The organism is Arthrobacter sp. S39, from assembly GCF_004320525.1.
Lineage (GTDB): Bacteria > Actinomycetota > Actinomycetes > Actinomycetales > Micrococcaceae > Arthrobacter.
This window is the reverse complement of the sequence record NZ_SIHX01000009.1, coordinates 210,276-232,879: the sequence shown is the minus strand read 5'-3', so window position 1 is coordinate 232,879 and position 22,604 is coordinate 210,276. Positions and strand designations below refer to the sequence as shown.

Here is a 22,604-nt window from a genome sequence, read left to right as displayed (position 1 = left end):
CACGTCGCGCAGGAACTCAACGGACGCCCACGCAAAACGCTCGGCTGGAAAACTCCAGCCGAGCGTTTACGTGATTTACTACTAACCACCTAACCAACAGGTGTTGCAACGACCCCTAGAATCCAAGGGTGGCCGCCGGGCCTTTCGCTGTAGTAGGGGGTCGGCTGCGTGTGGTGCGAGCCCTAAGACCTTGGAAGTTAGCCCAGGTACCAGCCCGGGGGAGTCCACGACGCGGGAACGCTGTGGGCGGAGAACTGTTCGCAACGGGTGCAGGTGTAGGCGACTTCGCCCAGTGTCCTGACCGCCCCGTCACGCCGGTAAACCGGAGGAATGTACGACTCCAGATAGATGAATTCGTCCGTGCCGCAGTTGTCACAGGTGGGCTTGCCGACGTACTCGGACTCGGCCGTGGGCATTCCTGCCCCAAAATGGGAATGGTGTGAGACCTGTGGCCGTGCGGTGTGCGGACGTGGTGGTGCTGAGTGGAGATGGGAGTTACTGGCTGTCTTCATTGGCTGCCTATCCCGAGCGCGACCGGCCCATGGGTTGCAGGCGCGCGCTCGTTGTGTCAAAACCGGCCTCTGCTTGACCCATGGGAATCCAGCATAGGCGATGCGGGCTTCGGCATCAATGGTTTTTGGCGAAGGCACCGCCCTGACGCTCGGATTGGGGAGGCGCCGGGACGCCCTAGGCCGACTTTTTCAGGGTCCTTCCGACGATGGCCTGGGTCAGTGCGTCGATGACTTCGGCGTTGGCCAGCGGGTTGCGGATCAGGGTGAAATCGACGTCCCCCACCGGCGGGAGGTCGAAGCGCCGGGTGATGATTTTCAGGTCCTCCGGGACCAGCGACGACGGCATTACGGCGACGCCGATCCCGGCCCTGACCGCGGCCAGCACGCCGCTGATCTGCCGGGTGGTGCACGTGATCCGCCAGGTCCGGCCGTGGGATTCCAGGGCGTCGATGGCCAGTTTCCGGCTGAGGCTGGGGGAGGGGTACGCGATCAGCGGCACCGGATTTCCGGGCTCCAGCGACGTCTGTTCCAGCCCCACCCAGGAGAAGGAATCATGCTGCACCACCGTGCCGTCCTTGGCTCCGGCCACCCACTTCACGAACACCAGGTCCAGCTGGCCGGCGTTGAGCCTTTTGTACAGCTGGTCGCTCTGGCCGACGGTGAGTTCGAGGTTGATCTGGGGGTAGATCTGGCGGAACTCGCGAAGGATCCGGGGCAGGCCCGTGATGGCGAGGTCGTCGGCGGTGCCGAAACGCAGCCGGCCGCGCATGGCGGAGCCGGAGAAGTAGCGTGAGGCGGCATCGTGGGCGGAGAGGATGGTGCGGGCGAACCCGGCCATGGCATCCCCGTTGTCTGTCAGCCGGACGTCGCGGGTGTCCCTCGTGACCAGGACGCGCTTGGCGGCTGCTTCCAGTTTCCGCACGTGCTGGCTGACGGTGGGCTGCGCGAGCCCCAGCCGTTCTGCCGCCTTGGTGAAACTGAGCGTCTCCGCCACGGCGAGGAAGGAGCGGAGCTGGGCGGGTTCGAACACGGGTGGCTCCCTTGGCTGGCTGGCTGGTGCGGGCAGCTTGTCCGGGCCGCCTGAAGCGGGCCCAGGGCAGGACCATTACGTTCCGCAATGCGAGTTATAGACACAATAACCCTACATAATCATGCGTTGTCAGCCTAGCGTTAAGGGCATCCCATCCCGCCCGTTTACTTGAGGACACCCCTGTGGCACCCCCACCGCCATCGTCGGCAACCGTCAGCCAGCCCGTCATCGACTCCGCCAGTTCCGAAACCCAGCCCATCGCCGTCGTCAGTGAACGACTCCCCTGGAAGCACACGTTCATCTCCCTGAAGGTGCCCAACTTCCGCATCTTCGCCATCGGCCATTTTGTGGCGGTGATCGCCATCTGGATGCAGCGGATTGCCCAGGACTGGATGGTCCTGGAACTGTCCGGCTCGGTGACCGCCGTGGGCATCACCGTGGCGCTGCAGTTCATGCCTTCGCTCCTCCTGGGCCCGTGGGGCGGCATGATGGCGGACCGTTTCGCCAAGCGGAAGATTCTCATTGTCTGCCAGTGCATGGCCGGGGTCCTCGCCGCGGCTCTCGCCGTCCTGGCCCTCACGGGCGCGGTGCAGGTCTGGCACGTCTACGTCATCGCCCTGGTGCTGGGCCTGGTCACCGTGCTGGACCAGCCCGCGCGGCAGGTCTTCGTCAATGAGCTGGTGGGCCCGAAGTATCTCCGGAACGCCATCAGCGTTAACTCCACCACCTTCCAGCTGGGCGGGCTGATCGGCCCGGCGCTTGCCGGCCTGATGCTCACCGCCGTCGGTGCCGGGTGGGCCTTCGCCGCGAATGCGCTGGCCTGCTGCTCAACTGTCGCCATGCTGCTGCTCCTGCGGAAGGACCAGCTGTTCGTCAGCACCCCGGCGCCCAAGAAAAAGGGCATGCTGCGCGAGGGGCTGCAGTACGCCCTGAGCAAGCCGACCATCTACTGGCCATGGCTGATGGCCGGGTTCATCGCGGTCTTCGCCATGAGCCTGCCGGTGCTGCTGGCAGCCTTCGCGGACCACGTGTTCGACGTCGGTGCAGGCGGCTACGGCCTGCTGAACGCCTTGGTCGCACTCGGCGCACTCTGCGGTGCCGTCGCGTCCACCAGGCGCCGGCAGCTGCGGCTCCGCTCGGTGGTGTTCTGCGCCGGGATGTACGGCCTGATGCTGTGCCTGGCCGCTTTCGCGCCGTCCATGCTGTGGTTCAGCGTGGTGATGGTCCTGTCCGGCTTCTGGTGCCTGATGTTCCTTACCGGATCGAACCAGCTGGTCCAGATCAGCTCCAACATGGGCATCCGTGGCCGCGTGATGAGCCTGTACATCATGGTGCTGATCGGCGGCCAGGCCATCGGCGGCCCCATGCTCGGCTGGATCGCCGAACACGTGGACCCGCACGTGGCGCTGCTCGTCTCCGGCGGGGTGCCGGCGCTCGCGGCGCTGACAGTCGGCGTCGTCCTTGCCCGCAAGGGGGCGCTGAAGCTCAGGGTGGACCTGAAGGACCGCCGCCACCCGGTGCGGATCGTCAACCGGCCGGCGGCGGCCTAAGCGGGGCCCGTTAGGCTGGCCCGCTAAATTGCCTGGATCCTAAACGGCCAGGTGCGGGTACTCCGCCTGGCGCTGCTGGAACTCCAGGACGTCCTTGTTCAGGACCACACCGTCGCGGATCTCGATGGCCCGGGAGATGGTTTCGTTCGCGTCCCACTCTTCCGGGCCGCCAATGACCGTCTCCAGGAAAGGCAGCACGGCCTGGCTGATCTCCCAGCTGGATGAATTCCAGAGGTAGGAGGGGCTGTGGTCCACCGCGTAGTAGTTGATGTGGTCGCCCATGGTGAACATCGGCTCGGCGAACGTGGTGGACCGGGCCCAGCTGAAGCCCATGCCCTCGTCGCAGGACACGTCGACAATCAGGCTGCCCGGGCTGAACGCCGCCAGGTCCTCGGTCCGCAGGTAGGTGAGCGGATTGTTCGGATCCTGCAGCGTGCAGTTGACCACGATGTCGCTTTCGGCCAGGAACGGCGCCAGCGGAACCCGGCCCCGCTCGGTGATGACCTGGCTCAGGAAGGGGGCTTCGGCGTCGTGATCAAACTGCACGATGTTGACCGAGTGGATCGGGGCGCCCACCGCGGCGACCCCGCGGTTGGTCAGCACCTGGACGTCGTGGATGCCGTGGGCATTCAGCGCAGTCACCGCGCCACGGGCGGTGGCACCGAAGCCAATCACGACGGCGCTGAGGCGCCGCCCGTAATCGCCGGTTGAGCCGGTCAGCGCGAGGGCGTGCAGGACCGAGCAGTACCCGGCCAGCTCATTGTTCTTGTGGAACACGTGCAGGCCGAAGCCGCCGTCGCTGGCCCAGTGGTTCATGGCCTCGAACGCAATCAGCGTGAGCTTCTTGTCGATGGCCAGCTGGGTGATGGCGCGGTCCTGGACGCAGTGCGGCCAGCCCCAGAGGACCTGGCCGTCGCGCAGTTCCGCGAGGTCTTCCGGCTGCGGTTTGGGCAGGAGTACGACGTCGGCCTCCGCCAGCAGCGCTTCCTTGGTGGCCATTTTCCCCACAAGGGTGGAGAGATGGTCATCCGAGACGCCGAAGCGCTCGCCGTAGCCCTGCTCCAGGATGATGCGTTCGCGCACTTCCGGGGCGATGCGCTCGAAGTGCAGGGGGTGGATGGGAAGGCGGCGCTCGTCCGGTTTCCGTGTGGACGCCAGGACTCCCAGGCTCAGCTGGGTCTGTCTGCCACTCACTTCTTTTTGGCGGCCTTGCTGGACGTGATGTCCAGGGAGCTTGCCGGCGCTGCGGCTGCGCGCTTGTCGGCGCGCTTTTCCTTGATGGACTTTCCGGCTTTTTTGGATGCTGCTTGACGCGGGGACTTGTCAGCCATGTTTGCTCCTGTAGCGGAACCGAAGAGGTTCCTGACTTCTGACGATACACGGCAGTACCTAACGGGCCGGGGGCGGCTGCGGGACGGAGCCGGTGGGCGCCGCCGGGCGCGGCGGTGCCGGTGCCGGCAGGTTCCCGGTGTGAAAATGACGCTCTGGGCACTGCGCCGGGCAGGCCTTGCGGAATCACGGGAACAGCACCATGGGAACCATCGAGATCCACAGCACCGTCCTGATCCCCTGCGGACGGCCGGAAGTTTACGCATTCTGCGTCGACACGCAGGCGCGTTCGGCGGTGCCGGGCCAGGAGGACCAGGTGCCCCGCTTTAACGATCTGGTGCCGGACCGGTCCTGGACGGAGTACCTGGAGAGCCGTACCGAAACCCTCACCTGCTCCTACGTGGTGTATCCGGTGGCGGACAGCACGCGCATGACCGTCACGGCGCAGTATGCCCCGAAGGGGCTCGGGGGCATGTTTTGCAGGGCAAGGGAGGGTGCCTACCGGAAACAGGAGGCGGCCCGGCTGGCGGCGCTGAAGAAGGCGCTGGAGCGCCAGGTGAGGCTGGGGAAGAAAGGCTAGTTCCGGCGTCGTGCGCGGTATGTGCGGATCGGTGAAGTGGAGCGGCTGACGGGAATCGAACCCGCGTCATCTGCTTGGGAAGCAGACGCACTGCCATTGTGCTACAGCCGCATTGGGACTAGCCAATAAATTGGTCACTAATCCCTGTTGAAACAACGAGATTTACAATACCTCAGTCTGAGAACTACCCGGAACCGCGACATGCGTATCACCGCGTAGTCATGACGGGCTAATTGGTGGTGCAGAGCCTCTCAGCGTGCCTTCGGAGCAAGGGCTGTGGTCGTTAAATGAGAGACAACCCGCCACTAGGGCAGGCTGTCTCAGGGCTTGAAGACGTTGCCGTACAGCAACGCTATTCCCCAAGCCTTGATCCTGCGAAGGCTAGCGGAGCCGTTGCAGTCAGTGCGAGATTAATCTGACGGCAACGGCGGCTGGCCCACGCGGCGTGCCCAAAGAGGACGCTAGTTATCACCTTCAAGAACGGCGTGCTTACGGTCCCACCAGAGCATTTCAAATACGCCATTGTTGAGAGTTCCCCAAAGCCGTTCTTTTCGGCTTAGGCGGAATCGGTAAATCTGAGTCAGGTCGCCGTGACCGATCTCCACAAGGCGGTTCTGGGCATCTTTCACTAGGTCACTAACGTCTTGCCAGTGCGCTCTAGCTGCACCTTTCGGTCCCGCCGTCTCAGACTTGATGGTTCCCCACGTCTTGCCGTCCATTGCGCAAAGGAACTGTAGCAAGGAGCGCGACTCTTCTGCGGTCAGGTGCCAGTCCCACAGTCCTTCGTACTCGGCATCGATGAAGTTAGCCCTATAAGAAAAAGGCATTTCATTAATGGCTGGGGGCTTCGGCGCACTCTGGGGTACGGTCTTCCCGTTTTTACTGGGGGCGTGCCCCGGATTGGCGAACTTACCTTTGCCTTTGCCGCGCGCCACTACCGATTGTTGAGCGCATCAAAGTACGCCTGCATCGTATCCAAATCGATTGTGGCCTTGCTCCTGCTGCCTTCTGGCAAGCCTGCGCGAGCTTCCATCCAAGGGGACTCGTTGTGCGTCATGTCGCTGAGTTGCTGAGCGTTGTACTTGCCGTAGGTTTCGTACACGGCGTCGATAGTTTCACGCTCGTCTTTTGTGAGGTTCTTTGCATTCCCAGCAGGCCACTCGCTGACCACAAACTGTCCACGGTGCTTATCGAAAAGTTCGTACACGACGGGACCGTTCATCCACGCCTGAATTTCTTCTCCAAAGAGCGGAACGCCATCCCATGCCAGGGACCAGCCCTGACTGTAGTAGCAGAGCTTTTGCAACTTCATGGTGGTCATCTGGTTCTCGTGCTGGAGCACGTAAGCGGCCACATCATGAACGTTTGCCATGGCAATTCCCCCTTCGTATCTCTATCTATTGTAGCGGTCAGCTTGCGGGAGCTTTTGAAGTTCCCGTGCGTGCTACTGCTCCGGACGTAAACCACTGAACTAGCGTGGCAGCGGTAATGACAGCGACCTCTGCCGCCTCCTGAGTAATCACCAGATCAGGGTCGTGGTGTCCTCCGTGGCGGTCTGCCTGCCCTGCCCAGAGCATCTTCATCATGGACAGCAGCGTGGTCCTGGTTGGGGCATGCTCATCTTCTCGTTGCAACGGCAGGGACCAGTCCCCAGCGTTACGAATTTGTGAGTTGATCTTCCCAAGTGTGGCATTCGTGTCACGGGGACTCACTATGGGAATTGCGGCGTCTTCAACTGACTTTACGGCGAGGGCGTAGGCGCGGGAGGGATCGGGATCAAGCCCGAAGACGGCTTCCCAAGCTTCAGCCAAACGCGCTCCAGCATGTCCCGAATTGCTAATAGTGGAGTCAACACTCGCCTGCACGCCCTCTGGGACACGTCGAAGCAGTCCCGGTCTATTTGCACGTAGTCCGACCTTCCACATCGATCCGGACTCGTGGAGGATCGTTTCCAGCTGTGTTTGATCCGCTTCTGACGAGTGAAAGGACAAGAAGTAGTCTGCGACGACCAACTGCGTCTTGGTCTCCTCTGTCCGGGCGCGGATAAAGGACATGGCGTCATTCAGCCCAGTCCCTTTGTAGGCAATGCTCACGCGGCATTTTCTCTCGACCTGTCGCAGCAGTGCGATGTCGAAGGCTCGGAGTGTTTGCCCATAGCTGGCTATGCGGGAAACGGTGAACCGGGCCTTCATCCATGCCCAGAATGATTCCTCCATCCAAGCAGGCACGCCGTCATGGAGGGCGTCGTAGCTGGTGGAATCTGAAGGCTCAAGACCAAGGGGTCGCCATACGTCTGTAGTCACGGTCTACAGTCTGCCAGTTAGTGCTGACACCAACGTCGAGCGACTTGGCTGATGGCGGTGACGCGGCTGGACGGCATCACTCTGGTGTGAGTTTTGTACTGGTTCCTGACTCCACCACGAAGCCGGACGAGAACCATTGCACGAGCGGCACGGCAAGCATAACGGCGGATTCAGCAGCTTCCTGCGATATCACCGTTCCGTTGACTAGTTCGTGGTCGCCGCCGTGGCGGTCAGTCTGTCCGGACCAAAGCGTCTTTAGCATGGCAACCAAGGTTTGTCCGTTGCTGTAGTGCTTGTCTTCCCGTTGAAACCCAAGGGTCCAGTCTGCGGCGTCGTACTTGGCACTGTTCAGCACACGAATCACAGACCCGAGCGTCCCGTGGTCATTTGGCTTTAGGGAAACTTTGGGGAGCGCCGCATCCTCAACTGCCTTGACAGCCAGCCCGTAAGCCTTCGCCGGGTCAGGCTCGATTCCGAATGCGGCTCCCCAAGCCTCCGCTAGCCTCCTCCCTGCGTGACCGCTGCTACGCATCGTTTCGTCAGCGGCTGTTTGAACGCCCTCGGGAACGCGCTGTACCAAACCGAGCTTTCCCGCTGTACGAACACCAAGAGTCCACTTTGACCCTGCTTCCTTCAGCGTTGTTTCCAGTCGTCCGAGTCGGTTATTTCCACCCTGAATCTCCTTCCGGATGTGTTCCCACCCTCCCAATTTTTCTAAATCAGCTATCGACAGCAGGTAGTCGGTCAGCACAAGCTCCTTGTCATGCCAAACGAATTCCGAGATGACGGCATCTGCTAGACCGTAGGAGGATACGTTGGAAGGCACTTTCACGGCTGTGCGCAACTGATGCTCCAACTTGTGTAGACGGCTCAAGGCGGAATCCGATTCCTCGAAAAGCCCTAGCAAAAACTCGTGCTGCCAAGCTCTCATGGATTTTTCCATCCATTCAGGTACTCCGTCATGGAGGGCGGTGTAGAGCTTCTGCGGGTCTTCGTGCATGCCAAACGGCAGCCAAGAATCGAGGGTCATCTCAACAGAATGCCAGACAACGTAGCTGTCTGTTCTGCTTAGGACTGAGTGACGCGTTCCCAAAACGAGCATTTCGCGTTTTGGTCGGGTTTAGCCTGTCGCGTGTTCTGAGGGCTGTTGGGATTATTGACCAGTCCCAGCCGCAGTGCCCCGATTCGGGCGGGGCAGAACTTAGCTTAGCGCTGTTGCGCCGCCCCGCCGTCACCGGCGGCACTGAGCCCGCATCGTGTCTGCGGCGGCACCGGCGTCATCCAGTAACTCTTCAATAACGTACCCGTCCGTAGCTAGGTGCGCGGCGAAACGACTGGCTACTCTGAACCGGATAGCTGCGGTGTCATGGGGGAGGCGGGCTATCGAAGGTTAGACGTCAAACAAAGGATTCCCATGGCATTCGCAGAGCACGAGGTACTCATCCGTCGTGACGCGATGGCTGTTTACACGTTCCTGGTTGACGGGCTGAATCTTCCGCAGTGGCGGGACGGGATCCGGAGCATCGGCCTGGCCGCCGGAGCCGCCGGAACTAAAGGCGCCGTGTACCAGCAGACGCTGGCAGGCCGGTCCGGGCGGCCCGTTGCCGGGGACTTCGAAATCACGCAGGCCCGGCCAGGGGCAGAAATACAGTTCCAGGTCATCGCCGGGCCGGCCAGGCCGGCGGGCGGGTACTACCTCAGCACCGAGCAGGACGGAACCAGGGTCAGGTTCGCCCTCGAGTTCCAGCCGAAGGGGTTCAAGGGCCTGCTGAACACGGTGGTCCAGCGGACCATGAAGGCCGAAGTGGCCCAGCTGGAGCGGCTCAAGAACGTCCTGGAACTCCAGCCGGCCACTTAAGCCGGATTGCCGGCGTCGGGCGTTCCACGGCGTCACAGCCCGAAGCGTCCCTCCCTACTGTGCGAGGCGCTGGCCTGACCAGCTTCCCGCGATGTTCGACGGCGACGCGAGGCTTCCGCCGGTCAGATCCCAGTACTGCACCACATCGTTGGCCCGGCGCAGGGCGACGCCGGTGGAGTTCAGGCCCGTGACATCCTTCAGCGGCCGGATTCCTGTGACATCCTGCCAGCCCGTGGCCACGGTGGCCCGGGCTTCTGCACGCGGGGCGGGGGTCCCGGCGCCGCGGTAGAGCAGGACGGCGCCGGTGCTCTGGAGGGCCAGGAGGTCCTGGAACCCGTCGGCGTCGTAGTCCACCATGCCCAGCCTGCCGGCGCTGACGCCGCTGACCATCAGGGTGCGTGCTGACAGGTCGGCCAGTCCCTTGTTCGGGTACAGATATACGTAGCCGGCGCTGTCCTTGGCCACGATCTGGGGCAGCCGGTTATTGGCGCACCAGCCTCCGACGGCGAGCGTCATCCCGGCCCAGCCACTCTGTCCAAGGGTGACAACAGCGCCGAAGCCGCCGCCTTCGATTCCGGGATGCAGTGTGAGCCTGCCGTCTGCCCACTGCGTAAGGAGATCGTAGGCGCCGTCCCGCTGCCAGTCAGTGATGAAGACTTCCTTGGCGGTACCGAAGCCGGATCCGATCTGTTTTGCGCTCCCGTAGGTCCTGTTGCCGGTGGAGGGGCGGTTGATCAGTTGGCCGGACGCGTTGATGGTGACGAGATCGGCCGGGCCGGTGATGGCTGCGTTGGCCAGGTCCAGGGTGGGTGGCATGTGCTTGCCGGAGGCATCGCAGGCGCTTGGCGTCGGCGGAGGCAGTTCCGGGCTTCCGCCCGGGGCGGTGGTGGTTCCCGCCGGCAGCGTGGTGTAGCCGAAGAAGTTGACGACGCCCCAGAGGGTGTAGCGGTTGGGGGTGGTCTGCCAGTTGCCGTCGGTGTACGTGATGCCGGCACCCATCACGTTGAAGCGCGGATCGAGGAGCATGGCGTTGTGGCCCGGTGAGGTCTTCCACCACTCCACCAGTTGCGCTGCATCCCTGTCCCAGCGGACCGCGATGACCTCCCCGGCGCCGTTGTTGGGGTTCAGCGCACGCGGATCGGTCCAGAAGCTCGCGCGGTGTTCGATGACCTCCCGCGTGGCGATGTTGTTGGACCACTCCTGGGCCATGCCGGCCACGGTGGCGTGGTACTTCACCGCGGCCAGGCCTTTGGATGCCCGGTATTCATTGATCCGGTTGAAGACCGTCAGGATGGCGGCCGTGTTGCTGTCCGGCACCAGGGCCTCCGTCGCCGGAGCTGCTGTTGTCGACTCGCTGTAAGGCGTGGCCGTGGGCTGGGCCAGTTCGGCGTCCGGAGCCCATAACGGCGGAATGGAACCGGGCTCGGGTGCTACGGGCTCCGAAGGGAGCGACTCAGCCGTCGCCGGAGCGGTCAGCGTCTCTGCCGTGGTTGCGGATGAGCCCGCTTCGCGTACGGGGGAAGCGGGGCGTATGCCCGGTTCCACGGCTGGGGCGAGCCCCGCACCGGTGCCGCTGTCCGGCAAGGCCGCTCCGCCGTCGTCCGCCCATAACGCCGGCCCCAGGGTCACCGCCCGGGGGTCCGTGGCGCTCACCGCCTGGCCGGGAGGCTGTTGGGTGGAATCCGCCGGGTTTCCGGCGCCGGGGGACGCCAGCGCCACGACGCAGAACAGGGCAACAATCGCAGGCGATGCAAATTTTCTCAAGACAATCCCCAGCTCATTCGGACCAACCGGGAGACCATCCGGCGGCTGTCATTCTGAGGCAACATTAGACCCGGCGCACGGTGGTAACAATGGATGCGGTATTTTGGGAGGCGTGCTGATCTCTGACCGCGATATTCGTGCCGAAATAGACTCCCAACGGATTGTCCTTGAACCGTACGATTCCGCGATGGTCCAGCCGTCCTCGGTGGACGTACGGATCGACCGCTTCTTCCGGCTGTTCGACAACCACAAATACGCGCACATCGACCCCGCGGAAGAGCAGCCCGAGCTGACCCGCCTGGTGGAAGTGGAGACCGGGGAACCTTTCATCCTGCACCCCGGCGAGTTTGTGCTCGGCTCCACGTATGAGGCCGTCACCCTGCCTGATGACATCGCTGCGCGCCTCGAAGGAAAGTCGTCCCTGGGCCGGCTGGGCCTGCTGACGCACTCCACTGCCGGGTTCATCGACCCCGGGTTCTCCGGCCACGTGACGCTGGAGCTGTCCAACATGGCCACGCTGCCCATCAAGCTGTGGCCAGGCATGAAGATCGGCCAGCTGTGCTTCTTCCGGCTGACCTCCGCCGCCGAGCATCCCTACGGCTCCGGCGAATACGGCAACCGCTACCAGGGCCAGCGCGGCCCCACCGCCAGCCGCAGCCACCTGAACTTCCACCGCACCGAGATTTAGGTCCCCGCCGCCGAGGAGTGAGATCTCGGCGGTATCGCCCCGGCTTAGCGCCGAGAGCTCACCCCTCGGCGCCCCGGGTTGGCCGCACTCTTCCTCCCCATTGTGGAAAACCGGCCTGGCCTGTTCCGGTTGTGCCAACAATTGCCTATGCGGCGGCCATCACAACTTCCAGCGCACCTTTCCGGACGTTCCTTCACCCTGGAACAACAGCGCGACGCCGGCATGCCGGCGGAACGTGCATGGCGCCGGGACCTACGGGTCGCCAGCCGCGGCGTGCGCGTTCCCTGGGGTGAAGCGCAGCCACTCCACCACACCTGTGCGTTACTCACGTGTCTGACGCCCGGGTCCGTATGCTGCCTTGGGACGGCCGCGATGCTCTGGGGCTGCCCAATGCCCCTGGTCGTGCAGAACGACCTCCGCATCCATCTGGCAAAGATGGCCGGTGGAACCCGCCCGGTGCGCAAGGGAGTTGCCGGGCACAAACTGATGCTTAGGCCCACTGACGTCGGAAAGCTCGACGGCGTTCCGGTCACCACGCCATCGCGGACGTGGCTGGACCTGGCGTCGGTATTGGGTCTTGAAGACCTCGTGGTCGCGGCCGACCACTTCATCTGCAGCCAGTCACGCAGCTTCGGACCCAGGAAGGAAGCCCTTTGCTCCCTTGCCGAGCTCCACGATCAGGTCCTTGCCAACCCGGGAGCCCGGGGCATCCGCACGGCCCGGCGTGCGTTGGAGCTCTGCCGGGTGGGGTCGGACTCCGCGCCGGAGACCCGGCTCCGGCTCGCCCTTGGACGGCTGGGTCTGCCTGAGCCTGTCCTCTGTTACGTGGTGCTGGACCCCACGGGCGGGGAATTGGCATGGCCCGATATCGCCTTCCCGGACTTCAGAGTGGCGGTCAATTACGACGGGCGCCACCATCTCCAGGAGCGGCAGCGCGAGTCCGACATCCGCCGTGATGAGTCCCTTGCCGCCGTCGGCTGGATTTCCGTGACCATCACGGCCGGCCACGTCCGCACGTGGGGGCACGACGGCTGCGCTCACAGGGTCTTGGACGCGCTTGTCAGGGCGGGATTGCGGATCGAGGGGTGAGCTCTCGGCGGATAGCCCTTGCCATAGCGCCGAGATCTCACCCCTCGGCGCAAGTGGGGGTAGCCGGGGCGCAGGTTGGCGGGTGCGCGGCGCGGCCTAAGCCTGCGCGGGCACCCCGGCCGGGCGGCTGAAAGCCTTCAGTGCCGGTTCGACGTACCGGGCGGCGAGCGGTCCCATGATGGCCATGAGCAGCACATAGGCGGTGGCCAGCGCGGCGAGTTCGTCCGGGACCACGCCCGAGGCAACCGCCAGGCCGGCGATGACGATGGAGAATTCGCCGCGGGCAATCAGCGCCGCACCTGCACGGAAACGTCCGGGACGGGCGATGCCGGCCCGTTTGGCGGCCCAGATGCCCGTGATCATCTTGGTGGCGGCGGTGATGACGGCCAGGACCAGGGCCCAGCCCAGCACCGGGGGAATGGACGTCGGGTCAGTGTTCAGCCCGAAAGCCACAAAGAAGATGGCCGCGAACAGGTCGCGCAGCGGCTCAAGGATGCGGGTGGCGTTATGGGCCGTGGCGCCAGAAATGGCGATGCCAAGCATAAACGCCCCCACCGCCGCTGACACCTGCATCGCCGAAGCCACGCCGGCCACCAGCAACGCCGCGCCCAGCAGGTTCAGCAGGAACACTTCCGAGTTTTCGCTGTGGACGGCCTGGGACACGCGGTGGCCGTGCCGCAGCGCCACCATCAGGACCACGGTGACCACTGCCAGGGAAATGCCTACCGTGGTCAGCCCGCCCAGGAAACTCACGCCGGCGAGGGTGGCGGTGAGGATGGGCAGGTAGACGGCCATCGCCAGGTCCTCGAACACCAGGATGGACAGCACCACCGGCGTTTCGCGGTTACCGATCCGCCCCAGGTCCGTGATCACCTTCGCGGCGATGCCGGAGGACGAGATGTACGTGACGCCGCCCATCACCATCGCGCCCACCATGCCCCAGCCCAGCAGCAGCGCCAGTGCGGCGCCGGGCACGAAGTTCAGCACAAGATCAAGAACACCGGCCTGCCAGGACCTGCGCAGACCGGTGAAAAGCTCGGCAGCCGTATATTCCAATCCGAGCATAAGCAGCAGCAGGATGACACCGATCTCACCCGAGAGGTGGGCGAATTCCTGCATGCCTTCAAGCTTGACCACCCCGCCCGCGCCGAAGGCGAGACCGCCCACAAGGTACAGCGGGATGGGGGACATTCCGATCCGTCCGGCCAGCCTGGCCAGCAGGCCAAGGCAGAACACAACGGCCCCCAGTTCGATGAGGGTCAGGGCCAGCGGGTCCATGTCGGCTATCCGTTGCGGAGGATATCGGCCGCGTTGTCGAGGCCTTCTTGCGTACCGACGGCAATGAGCAGATCACCTGAGTGGAGTACGACGTCGGGACCCGGCGACGGGAGCACCTCGCCTTCCCGCATGATCGCCACGATGGAGACACCGCAACGGGTGCGGATGCACGCCTTGCCCATCGGCTGGTTCTGGAACGGGGAATCCGGAGCGATGGAGAATTGCCGGGTCACGATGCCGGGGATTTCCTTGTGCTCTTCCGTCAGCTTCATGGCCAGGTGCTGTCCGCCCAGGAGGTTGCCCAGGGTGGCGGCTTCATCCCCGGTCAGGGGAATGGATGCCTGGCACGTGTCGGGATCATCCCAGGTGGAGACGATCAGCTCCGTCTGGCCTTCCCGCAGCTCCACAACGCCGATGCGGCGTCCTGAAGCGGTCATAAAATCCTTCCGCCGGCCGAGGCCGGGGAGGTCCGTCTCATCCACGTTCATAGCTCCAGCCTAATCCGCGCGCGGCGGTTTGGGGCGTCCGCCGCACAAGACGCGGACGCGGGGCCCCAAGTGTACGTTCGCGCTGGTTGGAGGGTGCTTCGGCTTAGGTGGCGGGGACGACGGCGATGGGGGCCTTGTCCGGCGACTTCACCGGCAGGAGCACCAGCAGGCCGGCGAGCAGCACCACCATAATGCCCAGGATGCCCCAGCGCTGCGCCTCACCCTGTGCCACGAGGGGCGTGGCCAGCGCGATGCAGAGCGTGAACAGCGACGGCGCCAGGAAGCTGACGGCACGGCCGGTGGTGGCGTACAGGCCAAAGAGCTCGCCGGACTCGCCATGCGGAGCAAGCCGCGCCAGGTACGCCCGGGAGGAGGACTGCGCCGGGCCGACGAACAGGCACAGGAACAGCCCGAAGACCCAGAAAGTGGTGCTGCCGGCCCAGTGTGTGCCAAAGAAGACGTAGTCGCCGTTGCCCAGCACCAGGATGGCCGTTCCGGCGATCAGCAGGCCCACCAGCGAACCGATGATCACGGCCTTGGGCCCCACCCGGTCGTCCAGGAAGCCGCCGATCACGGCGCCCACGGCCGCCACCACGTTGCCGAAGATGGCAAAGAAGATGACCTGTGGCAGCGCAAAGCCGAAGGTGCCGGCCGCGATAATACCGCCGAAGGTAAAGACGGCAGCCAGGCCGTCACGGAAGACGGCGCTGGCCAGCAGGAAGTAGATGGTGTGCGGGCTGGTGGCGTAGATGGCCTTGATCCGGCGGATCAGCAGGCCGTAAGAGGCCAGGAAGCCCAAAGGCCTGGCCTGCCTGGGCCGCGGAAGTTCCGGGACCGCGAACAGGACCGGCAGCGCGAAGATGAAGAACCACAGGGCCGAGAACACGGCCACCAGGCGGATGTTGAGGCTGTCCTCCTTGGACGCGCCGAACCAGTCGAAGCTCGGCTGCACGAACAGCTGCAGGACAACCAGGAGTGCCACGATGCCGCCCAGGTACCCCATGGCCCAGCCGAAGCCGCTGACCTTGCCGATGTTCGCCGGCGTGGAGATCTGCGCCAGCATGGCGTTGTAGTTGACGCCGGCGAACTCGAAGAACACGTTGCCCAGCGCAATCAGGGACACACCCAGCAGCAGGAACTCCGGCCGCGGGAATACAAAGAAGCACAGTGCGGTCAGGATGGCGACGGCGGCCGTGTTGACTCCCAGCCACAGCTTGCGCCGCCCGCCCGCGTCCGACCGCTGTCCGGTCACGGGGGCCAGCAGGGCGATGGCCAAACCGGCTATGGCCAGTGCACCGCCCAGGACCGCCGAGGCCTGGTCCTCGCCGCCGAAGGCGTTGGAGGTCAGGTACACGGTGAACACGAACGTGGTCATCACCGCATTAAAGGCGGCCGATCCCCAGTCCCAGGAGGCCCAGGCCAGGACGCGGCCCTTGCTGGTGGCGTGGCTTCCGGCTTCGAGTTCCGACGACGGCTGCATGGCCTCGGGAGCGCTGGCGGTGTTCATAGGCTGAATGGTATCCGCCCGTGGCGAACAACCGGCGGACGATACCCCGGACACCCGCCGAACCTGGTCCGCCTCCCGCCCGGCGCGGCAGGAGAGCCTGTTGCACCTTGATAAACTGTGGGCACTGAAATCTTACGAATGACCGCCTGCTCTTACTTTTGACAATCGAATCCCTGACGTTGCGGAGATACCAGTGATCACAGTTCTTGCCGTGCACTTTACGGTGGCTGCTGTGGCGCCGTTTCTGTTCAGGGCCTGGGGGCGGAACGCGTTCTACGCGCTGGCTGCTGTCCCCGCGGTTTCGTTCCTCTGGCTGGTCCTGCAGTACGGAGCGGTCTATTCGGACTCCGGCTTTGTCTCCGAGGTGTTCCCCTGGATTCCCGGGCTCAAGCTGGAGTTCGCCTTCCGGCTGGATGCCCTTGCCTGGGTGATGTCGCTCCTGGTGCTGGGAGTCGGCGCGCTCGTGCTGGTCTACTGCGCCCGGTATTTCAAGAAAAAGGACCAGGACCTCGGCGGCTTCGGCGCGCAGCTCCTGGCGTTCGCCGGGGCCATGTTCGGCCTGGTGGTGGCGGACGACCTTCTCCTGCTTTTCATCTTCTGGGAACTCACCACCATCCTGTCCTACCTGCTGATCGGCTTCGCCCGCACCCGCCTCGCGGCCCGCCGCTCCGCGCTGCAGGCGCTGATGGTCACCACCGCCGGCGGACTGGCCATGCTGGTGGGCCTCATCATGCTCGGCTACAGCGCCGGGACGTACCGGATCTCGGCGATCCTGGCACAGGCTCCCGAGCTGGTAGCCGGGCCCGCCGGCGCAACGGTGGCCGCCGCCGTCGTCCTCATCCTGGTGGGTGCGATCACCAAATCCGCGCTGGTCCCCTTCCACTTCTGGCTCCCCGGGGCCATGGCGGCACCCACCCCGGTCAGCGCCTACCTGCACGCCGCAGCGATGGTGAAGGCCGGCATCTACCTGGTGGCACGGCTGGCGCCGGGCTTCGCTGAGACCACGTACTGGCAGCCCGTTGTGCTGGGGCTCGGGCTGGCCACCATGCTGGTGGGCGGGTACCGGGCGCTCCGCCAGACCGACATCAAGCTGATCCTCGCCTACGGCACCGTCAGCCAGTTGGGCTTCCTCACCATGGTGGTGGGCCTGGGCACCCCGGACGCCGCGCTCGCCGGACTCGCGATGCTCCTGGCGCACGGCCTGTTCAAGGCAACGCTGTTCCTGGTGGTGGGCATCATCGACCACCAGTCCGGGACCCGCGACGTCCGGAAGCTGTCCGGCGTGTTCACGTCGTCCCGCGCCCTGGGAATCGTCGCCGGCATCGGCGCCGCGTCCATGGCCGGCGTCCCGCTGCTGGCAGGTTTCGTGGCCAAGGAATCGGTGCTCGAAGCCTTCGTCCACCACGCGCAGAGCGGTCCGTGGGGCATGCTGGTGCTCGCAGGCATAGTCCTGGGCTCCATCCTGACGTTCGCATACAGCGCCCGCTTTATGTGGGGCGCCTTCGCCTCCAAACCGGGAGTCGACCGGACCCCGTTCAAGGCGGTCAGGCCGTCCTTCCTCGCCGCCCCCGCCCTCCTCAGCCTCCTCACCATCGTGTACGGGCTGTGGCCGGCACCCGTGGATGAATGGATCCAGCCGTACGCCGCGCTGTTCGCCTCCACCGCGCCCGACGCCGGAACACCGGCCGAGCAGGCCGGGCACCTCGCGCTGTGGCACGGTTTCACCCCGGCCCTGGGCCTGACGGCGCTGACGTTTGCCCTGGGCCTGGCGATGTACTTCGGCCGCACCCTCGTGGCGCGGGCGCAGGACCGGGTGCCGGCCTGGATCGACGCGGACCGGGCCTACCAGCACACCATCGGGGCGCTGGATGACACCGCCGTCTGGATCACCGGCCGCACCCAGCGTGGTTCGTTGTACTTCTATCTGGCAGTCATCCTGTCCGTTGCCTGCGTCCTTCCGCTCTCCACCATGCTGGTGTTCAACAAGCCGCTCCCGGACAACCTGTATTTCATCGACCCCAATTCGCCGCTGCAGCTGGTGGCGGCCGCGGGCATCGTGATCGGCGCCCTCGCCGCCGTCAAGGCCAACAAGCGGTTCCTCGCCGTGCTGATGGTGTCCGTCACGGGTTACGGCATCGCCCTGATGTTCGCCCTGCAGGGCGCCCCGGACCTGGCCCTGACCCAGATGCTGGTGGAAACCATCATCCTGGTGGCCTTTGTCCTGGCCATGCGCAGCCTGCCCGCCGAACTCCGGGACCGCACCGGCGGCAAGTACCGGGTGGTGCGCGTCATCATCGGGCTGGGCTTCGGCGTCACCATGATCTTCGCCGCCATCTATGCCATGGGTTCCCGGATTGCCACGCCCGTCTCCCTCGAGTTCCCGCGCCTCGCCTACGAGGGCGGCGGCGGCCTGAACATCGTCAACGTGACCCTCGTGGACATCCGCGTCTGGGACACGTTTGGTGAAATCTCGGTGCTGGCGCTGGCCGCCACCGGTGTTGCCAGCCTGATCTTCGTCCGCAGCCGCGGCGACCGCATCCAGATGTCCTCCGACGTTGCCGAGGGCACCGTGGGCCGGCACACCGGCGTCGACCCGGGGTCCCGCGACGCCGCCGCCCTGGCCATCAGCCGGAAGTTCGCCGCGTCCACCCGCGACGCCTGGATTGTGGCCGGCCGGACCCTGGCCCCCGAGCGGCGCTCCATCATTTTCGAAGTGGTCACCCGTCTGATCTTCCACTCCATGATCATTTTCTCCCTGTACCTGCTGCTGGCGGGGCACAACCTGCCCGGCGGCGGTTTCGCCGGCGGACTCACGGCCGGCCTGGCGCTGACCATCCGCTACCTCGCCGGCGGCCGCTTTGAACTGCGGGAGGCCACCCCCATCAGCGCCGGAACCCTCCTGGGCATCGGACTCGCGACGGCGGCGGCGTCCGGGGTTGTGCCGCTCCTGCTGGGCGGCCAGGTCTTCCAGACGGCCATCATCGAACTGTGGCTGCCGGTCTTCGGCGACATCAAGTTCGTCACGTCCACCATCTTCGACATCGGCGTCTACATCGTGGTGGTGGGCCTGGTGCTGGACGTCCTGCGCAGCCTGGGCGCCGAGATCGACGAGAACTTCGAAGCGCAGGCCACGGCTCCTGCCGAGGAACAGGAACCCCAGGGTGTCCCTGCCGAAACCACAGCAAAGGGCCAAGCATGAGCGTCAACCTGACCCTCCTGGCCGTGATGGGGGCCCTCTACGCGTGCGGAATCTACCTGATCCTGGAACGCAGCCTCACCCGGGTGCTGCTGGGCCTGATGCTCCTCGCCAACGCCACCAACCTGCTGATCCTCGCCACGGGCGGGTACGCCGGGCTGGCGCCGTTCTACGCCAAGGACACACCCGCCCAGGACTACAACGATCCCCTTCCGCAGGCGCTGATCCTCACCTCGATCGTCATCTCCTTCGCGGTGACGGCCTTTATGCTCGGCATCATCTACCGGACCTGGGTCCTGGCCAAACAGGATGAGATCCAGGACGACCTCGAAGACCTCCGCGTCGCCGAGACGCCCAGCTTCGACGCCGAGGACGACGCCGAAATCCCCATGGAGACCTCCGAGTTTCCGCTGACCATGCTCGGCAGCGACGGGCGCTCCGTGTCCGACCACGGCACGGCGTCAGACCACACCCCGGCCGGAGGCGGCGAGGAAACCGCCGGAGGAACCGTCCAGGCCGGCGACACGAAGATCGCCGCCGAGGACGCCGCCGCCGAAGAGCAGCCCGGCTCACAAAACGTCACCCCAGGCCCAGAAGGAGGTGTGAAGTGAACATCGCAAGCTTTGCCCCGCTCGCCGTCGTACTTCCCATCCTGGGCGCCGCCCTGACCTTTGTGCTGATCCGGCACTCGAGGGCGCAGCGCACGGTCAGCATCGCGCTGCTCTCCCTCACCCTGGCGCTCGAATGCCTGCTCCTGGCGTCCGTCTGGGAGGGCGGGACCGCCGCGGTGAACATCGGCGGCTGGCTGCCGCCCTGGGGAATCGTAATGGTGGTGGACCAGTTCTCCTCCCTGATGCTGGTGGTGTCCTCCGCGGTCAGCCTCGCGGTGCTGGTGTACGCCACCGGGCAGGGCATGGCCGACGGCGACCAGGACGCCCCGGTGTCGATCTTCCACCCGACGTACCTGATCCTGGTGGCGGGTGTGTCCAACGCCTTCCTCTCCGGGGACCTCTTCAACCTGTATGTGGGCTTCGAGATCCTGCTGACGGCAAGCTACGTCCTGATGACCCTGGGCGGCACGGGCCCCCGGATCCGCGCCGGCGTCACCTACGTGGTGGTCTCCGTCGTCTCCTCGGTGCTGTTCCTCATCTCCATCGCCATGGTCTACGGCGCCACCGGAACGGTGAACATGGCAGACCTCGCTCTCAAGCTCGCGGACCTGGACCCGGGCACCAAGACCCTCCTGCACGTCATGCTGCTGGTGGCGTTCGGCATCAAGGCCGCCGTGTTCCCGCTGTCCTTCTGGCTCCCTGACTCCTACCCCACGGCGCCCGCGCCGGTCACAGCGGTGTTCGCCGGCCTGCTTACCAAAGTGGGCGTCTACGCGATGGTCCGCACCGAGACGCTCCTGTTCCCCGGGGACTCCCTCAACACGCCCCTCATGGTGGCGGCACTGCTCACCATGCTGGTGGGAATCCTTGGCGCCCTTGCCCAGAACGACATCAAACGTCTCCTCTCCTTCACCCTCGTCAGCCACATCGGCTACATGGTGTTCGGCCTGGCCATGTCCTCGGTGGCCGGACTGGGCGCGGCCGTGTTCTACGTGGCCCACCACATCACCATCCAGACCAGCCTCTTCCTGGTCACCGGGCTCATCGAACGCCGCGGCGGCAGCTCGTCCGTGGACCGGCTGGCCGGCCTGGCGAAACTCTCGCCCCTGCTGGCGCTGCTGTTCTTCATCCCGGCCATGAACCTGGCGGGAATCCCGCCGTTCTCCGGGTTCCTCGGGAAGGTGGGCCTCATGCAGGCAGGCATCGAGCTCGGCACGCCACTGGCCTACGGGCTGGTGATCGGCGGCGTGCTCACCAGCCTGCTCACCCTGCTGGCCGTCGCCAGGGTCTGGAACCGCGCGTTCTGGCGCAAACCCTCCGACGCCGAACATCCCGACCCCGTGCTCCTTGCCCCGCGCGAGACCTCCGACACCGGCCGCCGCGGCGGACGCAACAACGTCACGCTGCTGCCGCGGACCATGGTGGGCTCCACCCTCGGCCTGGTCCTGCTGGGCGTATCACTCACGGTCTTCGCCGGCCCGCTGTTCAAGGTTTCTGACCAGGCCGCCCGGGACATGCTGGACCGGTCCTCCTACATCCAGGCGGTCCTGGGCGAAGAAACGGCCGTGCCCCTGATCCTGACGTCCGGAGGAGGCAAATGAGCCGCCGGCGCATCTCCCTTCGCCAGGAGCTGCCCCTCCTGGTCTGGCTGGTCATCGTCTGGGCTGCGCTGTGGCAGGACTTCAGCCCGGGCAACCTCCTGTTCGGCGCCATCCTGGCCGTAGCGGTGGCCCGGATGTTCTACCTTCCGCCCGTGGACCTGAGCGGCCGCTTCAACATCCTCCACGCCGTGCCCTTCGCGCTTTCCTTCATGGGCAAGGTGGTGGCCGCGAGTTTCCAGGTCATGTACCTGGCGGCCGTCCGCGGACCCACGGTGACCAACGCCGTCGTCGCCGTTCCGTTGCGGAGCCACGAGGACCTGATGGTGACCGCCACCGGGCACGTCATCTCCCTGATCCCCGGATCCCTGGTGGTGGAGGTGGACCGCTCAACGTCCACCCTCTACCTCCATGGGCTCAACCTCAGCACCCCCGAGGATGTGGAGAAGCTCCGCCGGGAAGTCAGGGACATCGAGGCCGGGCTGATCCGCATCATGGGCACCCGGCAGGAACTGGACGCAATCAGGCAGGAGGCCGCGGCATGATGCAGATTGTCCTGGCTGTCACGGCAGTCATTCTTTCGCTCGCCGCGGCGGGAGCCATCATCAGGATCGCGCGGGGTCCCTCGCTGCTGGACCGGGTGCTGGCCTCGGACGTGCTGCTGGCCATCCTCGGCGCGGCCCTGTGCATCGACATGGCCGTGAACAGGCACCTGAACAACCTCATGCTGCTGGTGGCGCTGTCCATCATCGGCTTTATCGGATCGGTGACCGTGGCCCGCTTTGTGGCCGACCGGCGGGAGCAGCCCCATGAATCCTGAGCCCACCGCCGTGGACACCGTCATCGACGCCGTATCCGCCGTCTTTATGGTCGTGGGGGCCCTGATGTCGCTGGCCGCCGCCGTGGGCCTGCTGCGGTTCCCGGACCTCCTGAGCAGGATGCACGCCGCCACCAAGCCGCAGGTCCTGGGACTGTTCCTGCTGCTGGCCTCCATCGGCCTGCAGATGCGGACGTGGTGGGTGTGGCCGGTGCTGCTGGTCGCCTGGATCTTCCAGCTGCTCACCGTGCCCGTGTCCGCGCATATGGTGGGCCGGGCCGGCTACCGCACCAAGCACCTGCACCGTGAGCTGCTCAGCTCCGATGAGCTGGAGGCCGTGGTGCAGAAAGCCGCCGCCAAAGCTTCCCGGGAGGATGCTTCCGACGGCGGCCGGCCGGACTGACTG

23 protein-coding genes and 1 tRNA gene are annotated in these 22,604 nt (G+C 65.2%); 11 read left to right on the top strand and 13 right to left on the bottom strand.

Features of this window, described 5'->3' with window-relative positions; all coding sequences use genetic code 11:
* Positions 1–197: 197 nt before the first annotated feature.
* Entirely contained in the window at positions 198–416 is a 219-nt protein-coding gene (locus EYS21_RS18105; RefSeq protein ID WP_242633488.1) for a hypothetical protein, read from the bottom strand.
* Between the two features lie 271 nt (positions 417–687).
* Entirely contained in the window at positions 688–1,542 is an 855-nt protein-coding gene (locus tag EYS21_RS18100) for a LysR substrate-binding domain-containing protein (RefSeq protein ID WP_131134618.1), read from the bottom strand.
* Positions 1,543–1,724: 182 nt separating this feature from the next.
* Between EYS21_RS18100 and EYS21_RS18095 the strand changes: the two genes are divergently transcribed.
* The gene (locus EYS21_RS18095) at positions 1,725–3,092 is read left to right on the top strand and encodes an MFS transporter (protein WP_131134617.1); all 1,368 of its coding nucleotides are present in this window, start codon (positions 1,725–1,727) and stop codon (positions 3,090–3,092) included.
* A gap of 39 nt (positions 3,093–3,131) precedes the next feature.
* Here EYS21_RS18095 and EYS21_RS18090 read toward each other — a convergent pair whose 3' ends face one another.
* Both EYS21_RS18090 and EYS21_RS23470 read right to left on the bottom strand, forming a co-directional pair.
* Positions 3,132–4,286, bottom strand: coding sequence for a N(5)-(carboxyethyl)ornithine synthase (locus tag EYS21_RS18090; RefSeq protein ID WP_131134616.1), 1,155 nt, complete (start codon positions 4,284–4,286; stop codon positions 3,132–3,134).
* Complete coding sequence (locus EYS21_RS23470) at positions 4,283–4,423, bottom strand: hypothetical protein (RefSeq protein ID WP_165478350.1); 141 nt, start codon at positions 4,421–4,423, stop codon at positions 4,283–4,285. Before EYS21_RS23470 ends, EYS21_RS18090 begins: the two co-directional genes overlap by 4 nt.
* 200 nt (positions 4,424–4,623) lie before the next feature.
* On the opposite strand from EYS21_RS23470, the gene EYS21_RS18085 reads away from it, so the two are divergent.
* On the top strand, positions 4,624–5,001 hold the full coding sequence (locus EYS21_RS18085; protein ID WP_131134615.1) for a hypothetical protein: 378 nt from the start codon (positions 4,624–4,626) through the stop codon (positions 4,999–5,001).
* 37 nt (positions 5,002–5,038) lie between these two features.
* Here the strand turns inward: EYS21_RS18085 and EYS21_RS18080 are convergent.
* The 5 genes from EYS21_RS18080 to EYS21_RS18060 form a co-directional block, all read right to left on the bottom strand.
* Positions 5,039–5,112, bottom strand: a tRNA-Gly gene (locus tag EYS21_RS18080).
* A gap of 350 nt (positions 5,113–5,462) precedes the next feature.
* The gene (locus tag EYS21_RS18075; protein ID WP_131134614.1) at positions 5,463–5,936 is read right to left on the bottom strand and encodes a hypothetical protein; all 474 of its coding nucleotides are present in this window, start codon (positions 5,934–5,936) and stop codon (positions 5,463–5,465) included.
* Positions 5,936–6,373, bottom strand: coding sequence for a type II toxin-antitoxin system antitoxin SocA domain-containing protein (locus tag EYS21_RS18070; RefSeq protein ID WP_131134613.1), 438 nt, complete (start codon positions 6,371–6,373; stop codon positions 5,936–5,938). Before EYS21_RS18070 ends, EYS21_RS18075 begins: the two co-directional genes overlap by 1 nt.
* Positions 6,374–6,410: 37 nt before the next feature.
* Positions 6,411–7,304 carry a hypothetical protein gene (locus tag EYS21_RS18065; protein WP_131134612.1) on the bottom strand — a complete coding sequence of 298 codons (894 nt, stop codon included), beginning with the start codon at positions 7,302–7,304 and terminating at the stop codon, positions 6,411–6,413.
* A 76-nt stretch (positions 7,305–7,380) separates the two neighbouring features.
* Positions 7,381–8,334, bottom strand: coding sequence for a hypothetical protein (locus EYS21_RS18060; RefSeq protein WP_131134611.1), 954 nt, complete (start codon positions 8,332–8,334; stop codon positions 7,381–7,383).
* A gap of 384 nt (positions 8,335–8,718) precedes the next feature.
* On the opposite strand from EYS21_RS18060, the gene EYS21_RS18055 reads away from it, so the two are divergent.
* Positions 8,719–9,162 (top strand): SRPBCC family protein, encoded by a 444-nt coding sequence (locus EYS21_RS18055; protein WP_131134610.1) that lies wholly within the window; start codon positions 8,719–8,721, stop codon positions 9,160–9,162.
* A 54-nt stretch (positions 9,163–9,216) separates the two neighbouring features.
* On the opposite strand, the gene EYS21_RS18050 is transcribed toward EYS21_RS18055, so the two are convergent.
* Positions 9,217–10,926 (bottom strand): CAP domain-containing protein, encoded by a 1,710-nt coding sequence (locus EYS21_RS18050; protein WP_131134609.1) that lies wholly within the window; start codon positions 10,924–10,926, stop codon positions 9,217–9,219.
* Between the two features lie 112 nt (positions 10,927–11,038).
* Between EYS21_RS18050 and dcd the strand changes: the two genes are divergently transcribed.
* Together dcd and EYS21_RS18040 are read left to right on the top strand one after the other, a co-directional pair.
* Entirely contained in the window at positions 11,039–11,614 is a 576-nt protein-coding gene (gene dcd / locus EYS21_RS18045; RefSeq protein WP_131134608.1) for a dCTP deaminase, read from the top strand.
* Between the two features lie 390 nt (positions 11,615–12,004).
* Positions 12,005–12,703, top strand: a complete 699-nt coding sequence (locus EYS21_RS18040; protein ID WP_242633487.1) for a very short patch repair endonuclease — start codon at positions 12,005–12,007, stop codon at positions 12,701–12,703.
* Positions 12,704–12,799: 96 nt separating this feature from the next.
* On the opposite strand, the gene EYS21_RS18035 is transcribed toward EYS21_RS18040, so the two are convergent.
* From EYS21_RS18035 to EYS21_RS18025, 3 genes are all read right to left on the bottom strand, one after another.
* A complete protein-coding gene (locus EYS21_RS18035) occupies positions 12,800–13,981 on the bottom strand; it encodes a cation:proton antiporter (RefSeq protein WP_131134606.1) in 1,182 nt (393 codons plus the stop codon).
* Positions 13,982–13,986: 5 nt separating this feature from the next.
* Positions 13,987–14,469, bottom strand: a complete 483-nt coding sequence (locus EYS21_RS18030; RefSeq protein WP_131134605.1) for a TrkA C-terminal domain-containing protein — start codon at positions 14,467–14,469, stop codon at positions 13,987–13,989.
* Positions 14,470–14,572: 103 nt separating this feature from the next.
* Positions 14,573–15,976: an MFS transporter gene (locus EYS21_RS18025; protein ID WP_131134604.1), complete on the bottom strand. Its 1,404-nt coding sequence runs from the start codon at positions 15,974–15,976 to the stop codon at positions 14,573–14,575.
* Between the two features lie 193 nt (positions 15,977–16,169).
* Here EYS21_RS18025 and EYS21_RS18020 point away from each other — a divergent pair, with 193 nt between their 5' ends.
* Genes EYS21_RS18020 through mnhG form a run of 6 tightly spaced genes read left to right on the top strand, consistent with a single transcriptional unit; the run spans position 16,170 to position 22,601 of the window.
* Complete coding sequence (locus EYS21_RS18020; protein WP_131134603.1) at positions 16,170–19,175, top strand: Na+/H+ antiporter subunit A; 3,006 nt, start codon at positions 16,170–16,172, stop codon at positions 19,173–19,175.
* Positions 19,172–19,783 (top strand): Na(+)/H(+) antiporter subunit C, encoded by a 612-nt coding sequence (locus tag EYS21_RS18015; RefSeq protein ID WP_131134602.1) that lies wholly within the window; start codon positions 19,172–19,174, stop codon positions 19,781–19,783. Before EYS21_RS18020 ends, EYS21_RS18015 begins: the two co-directional genes overlap by 4 nt.
* Positions 19,780–21,384, top strand: a complete 1,605-nt coding sequence (locus EYS21_RS18010) for a Na+/H+ antiporter subunit D (protein ID WP_131134601.1) — start codon at positions 19,780–19,782, stop codon at positions 21,382–21,384. Before EYS21_RS18015 ends, EYS21_RS18010 begins: the two co-directional genes overlap by 4 nt.
* The gene (locus tag EYS21_RS18005) at positions 21,381–21,926 is read left to right on the top strand and encodes a Na+/H+ antiporter subunit E (RefSeq protein WP_131134600.1); all 546 of its coding nucleotides are present in this window, start codon (positions 21,381–21,383) and stop codon (positions 21,924–21,926) included. Before EYS21_RS18010 ends, EYS21_RS18005 begins: the two co-directional genes overlap by 4 nt.
* Positions 21,923–22,201, top strand: a complete 279-nt coding sequence (locus tag EYS21_RS18000) for a monovalent cation/H+ antiporter complex subunit F (RefSeq protein WP_131134599.1) — start codon at positions 21,923–21,925, stop codon at positions 22,199–22,201. The genes EYS21_RS18005 and EYS21_RS18000 overlap by 4 nt, the downstream gene beginning before the upstream one ends.
* Entirely contained in the window at positions 22,191–22,601 is a 411-nt protein-coding gene (gene mnhG / locus EYS21_RS17995; protein ID WP_131134598.1) for a monovalent cation/H(+) antiporter subunit G, read from the top strand. Before EYS21_RS18000 ends, mnhG begins: the two co-directional genes overlap by 11 nt.
* The last annotated feature ends 3 nt before the right edge of the window (positions 22,602–22,604 follow it).

Bases quoted from the DNA above. Each gene is read 5' to 3' on its own strand.
- EYS21_RS18105 (WP_242633488.1), bottom strand. From the start codon at position 416: ATGCCCACGGCCGAGTCCGAGTACGTCGGCAAGCCCACCTGTGACAAC.
- EYS21_RS23470 (WP_165478350.1), bottom strand. From the start codon at position 4,423: ATGGCTGACAAGTCCCCGCGTCAAGCAGCATCCAAAAAAGCCGGAAAG.
- EYS21_RS18085 (WP_131134615.1), top strand. From the start codon at position 4,624: ATGGGAACCATCGAGATCCACAGCACCGTCCTGATCCCCTGCGGACGG.
- EYS21_RS18070 (WP_131134613.1), bottom strand. From the start codon at position 6,373: ATGGCAAACGTTCATGATGTGGCCGCTTACGTGCTCCAGCACGAGAAC.
- EYS21_RS18060 (WP_131134611.1), bottom strand. From the start codon at position 8,334: ATGACCCTCGATTCTTGGCTGCCGTTTGGCATGCACGAAGACCCGCAG.
- EYS21_RS18055 (WP_131134610.1), top strand. From the start codon at position 8,719: ATGGCATTCGCAGAGCACGAGGTACTCATCCGTCGTGACGCGATGGCT.
- EYS21_RS18040 (WP_242633487.1), top strand. From the start codon at position 12,005: ATGCCCCTGGTCGTGCAGAACGACCTCCGCATCCATCTGGCAAAGATG.
- EYS21_RS18035 (WP_131134606.1), bottom strand. From the start codon at position 13,981: ATGGACCCGCTGGCCCTGACCCTCATCGAACTGGGGGCCGTTGTGTTC.
- EYS21_RS18030 (WP_131134605.1), bottom strand. From the start codon at position 14,469: ATGAACGTGGATGAGACGGACCTCCCCGGCCTCGGCCGGCGGAAGGAT.
- EYS21_RS18025 (WP_131134604.1), bottom strand. From the start codon at position 15,976: ATGAACACCGCCAGCGCTCCCGAGGCCATGCAGCCGTCGTCGGAACTC.
- EYS21_RS18015 (WP_131134602.1), top strand. From the start codon at position 19,172: ATGAGCGTCAACCTGACCCTCCTGGCCGTGATGGGGGCCCTCTACGCG.
- EYS21_RS18005 (WP_131134600.1), top strand. From the start codon at position 21,381: ATGAGCCGCCGGCGCATCTCCCTTCGCCAGGAGCTGCCCCTCCTGGTC.
- EYS21_RS18000 (WP_131134599.1), top strand. From the start codon at position 21,923: ATGATGCAGATTGTCCTGGCTGTCACGGCAGTCATTCTTTCGCTCGCC.
- mnhG (WP_131134598.1), top strand. From the start codon at position 22,191: ATGAATCCTGAGCCCACCGCCGTGGACACCGTCATCGACGCCGTATCC.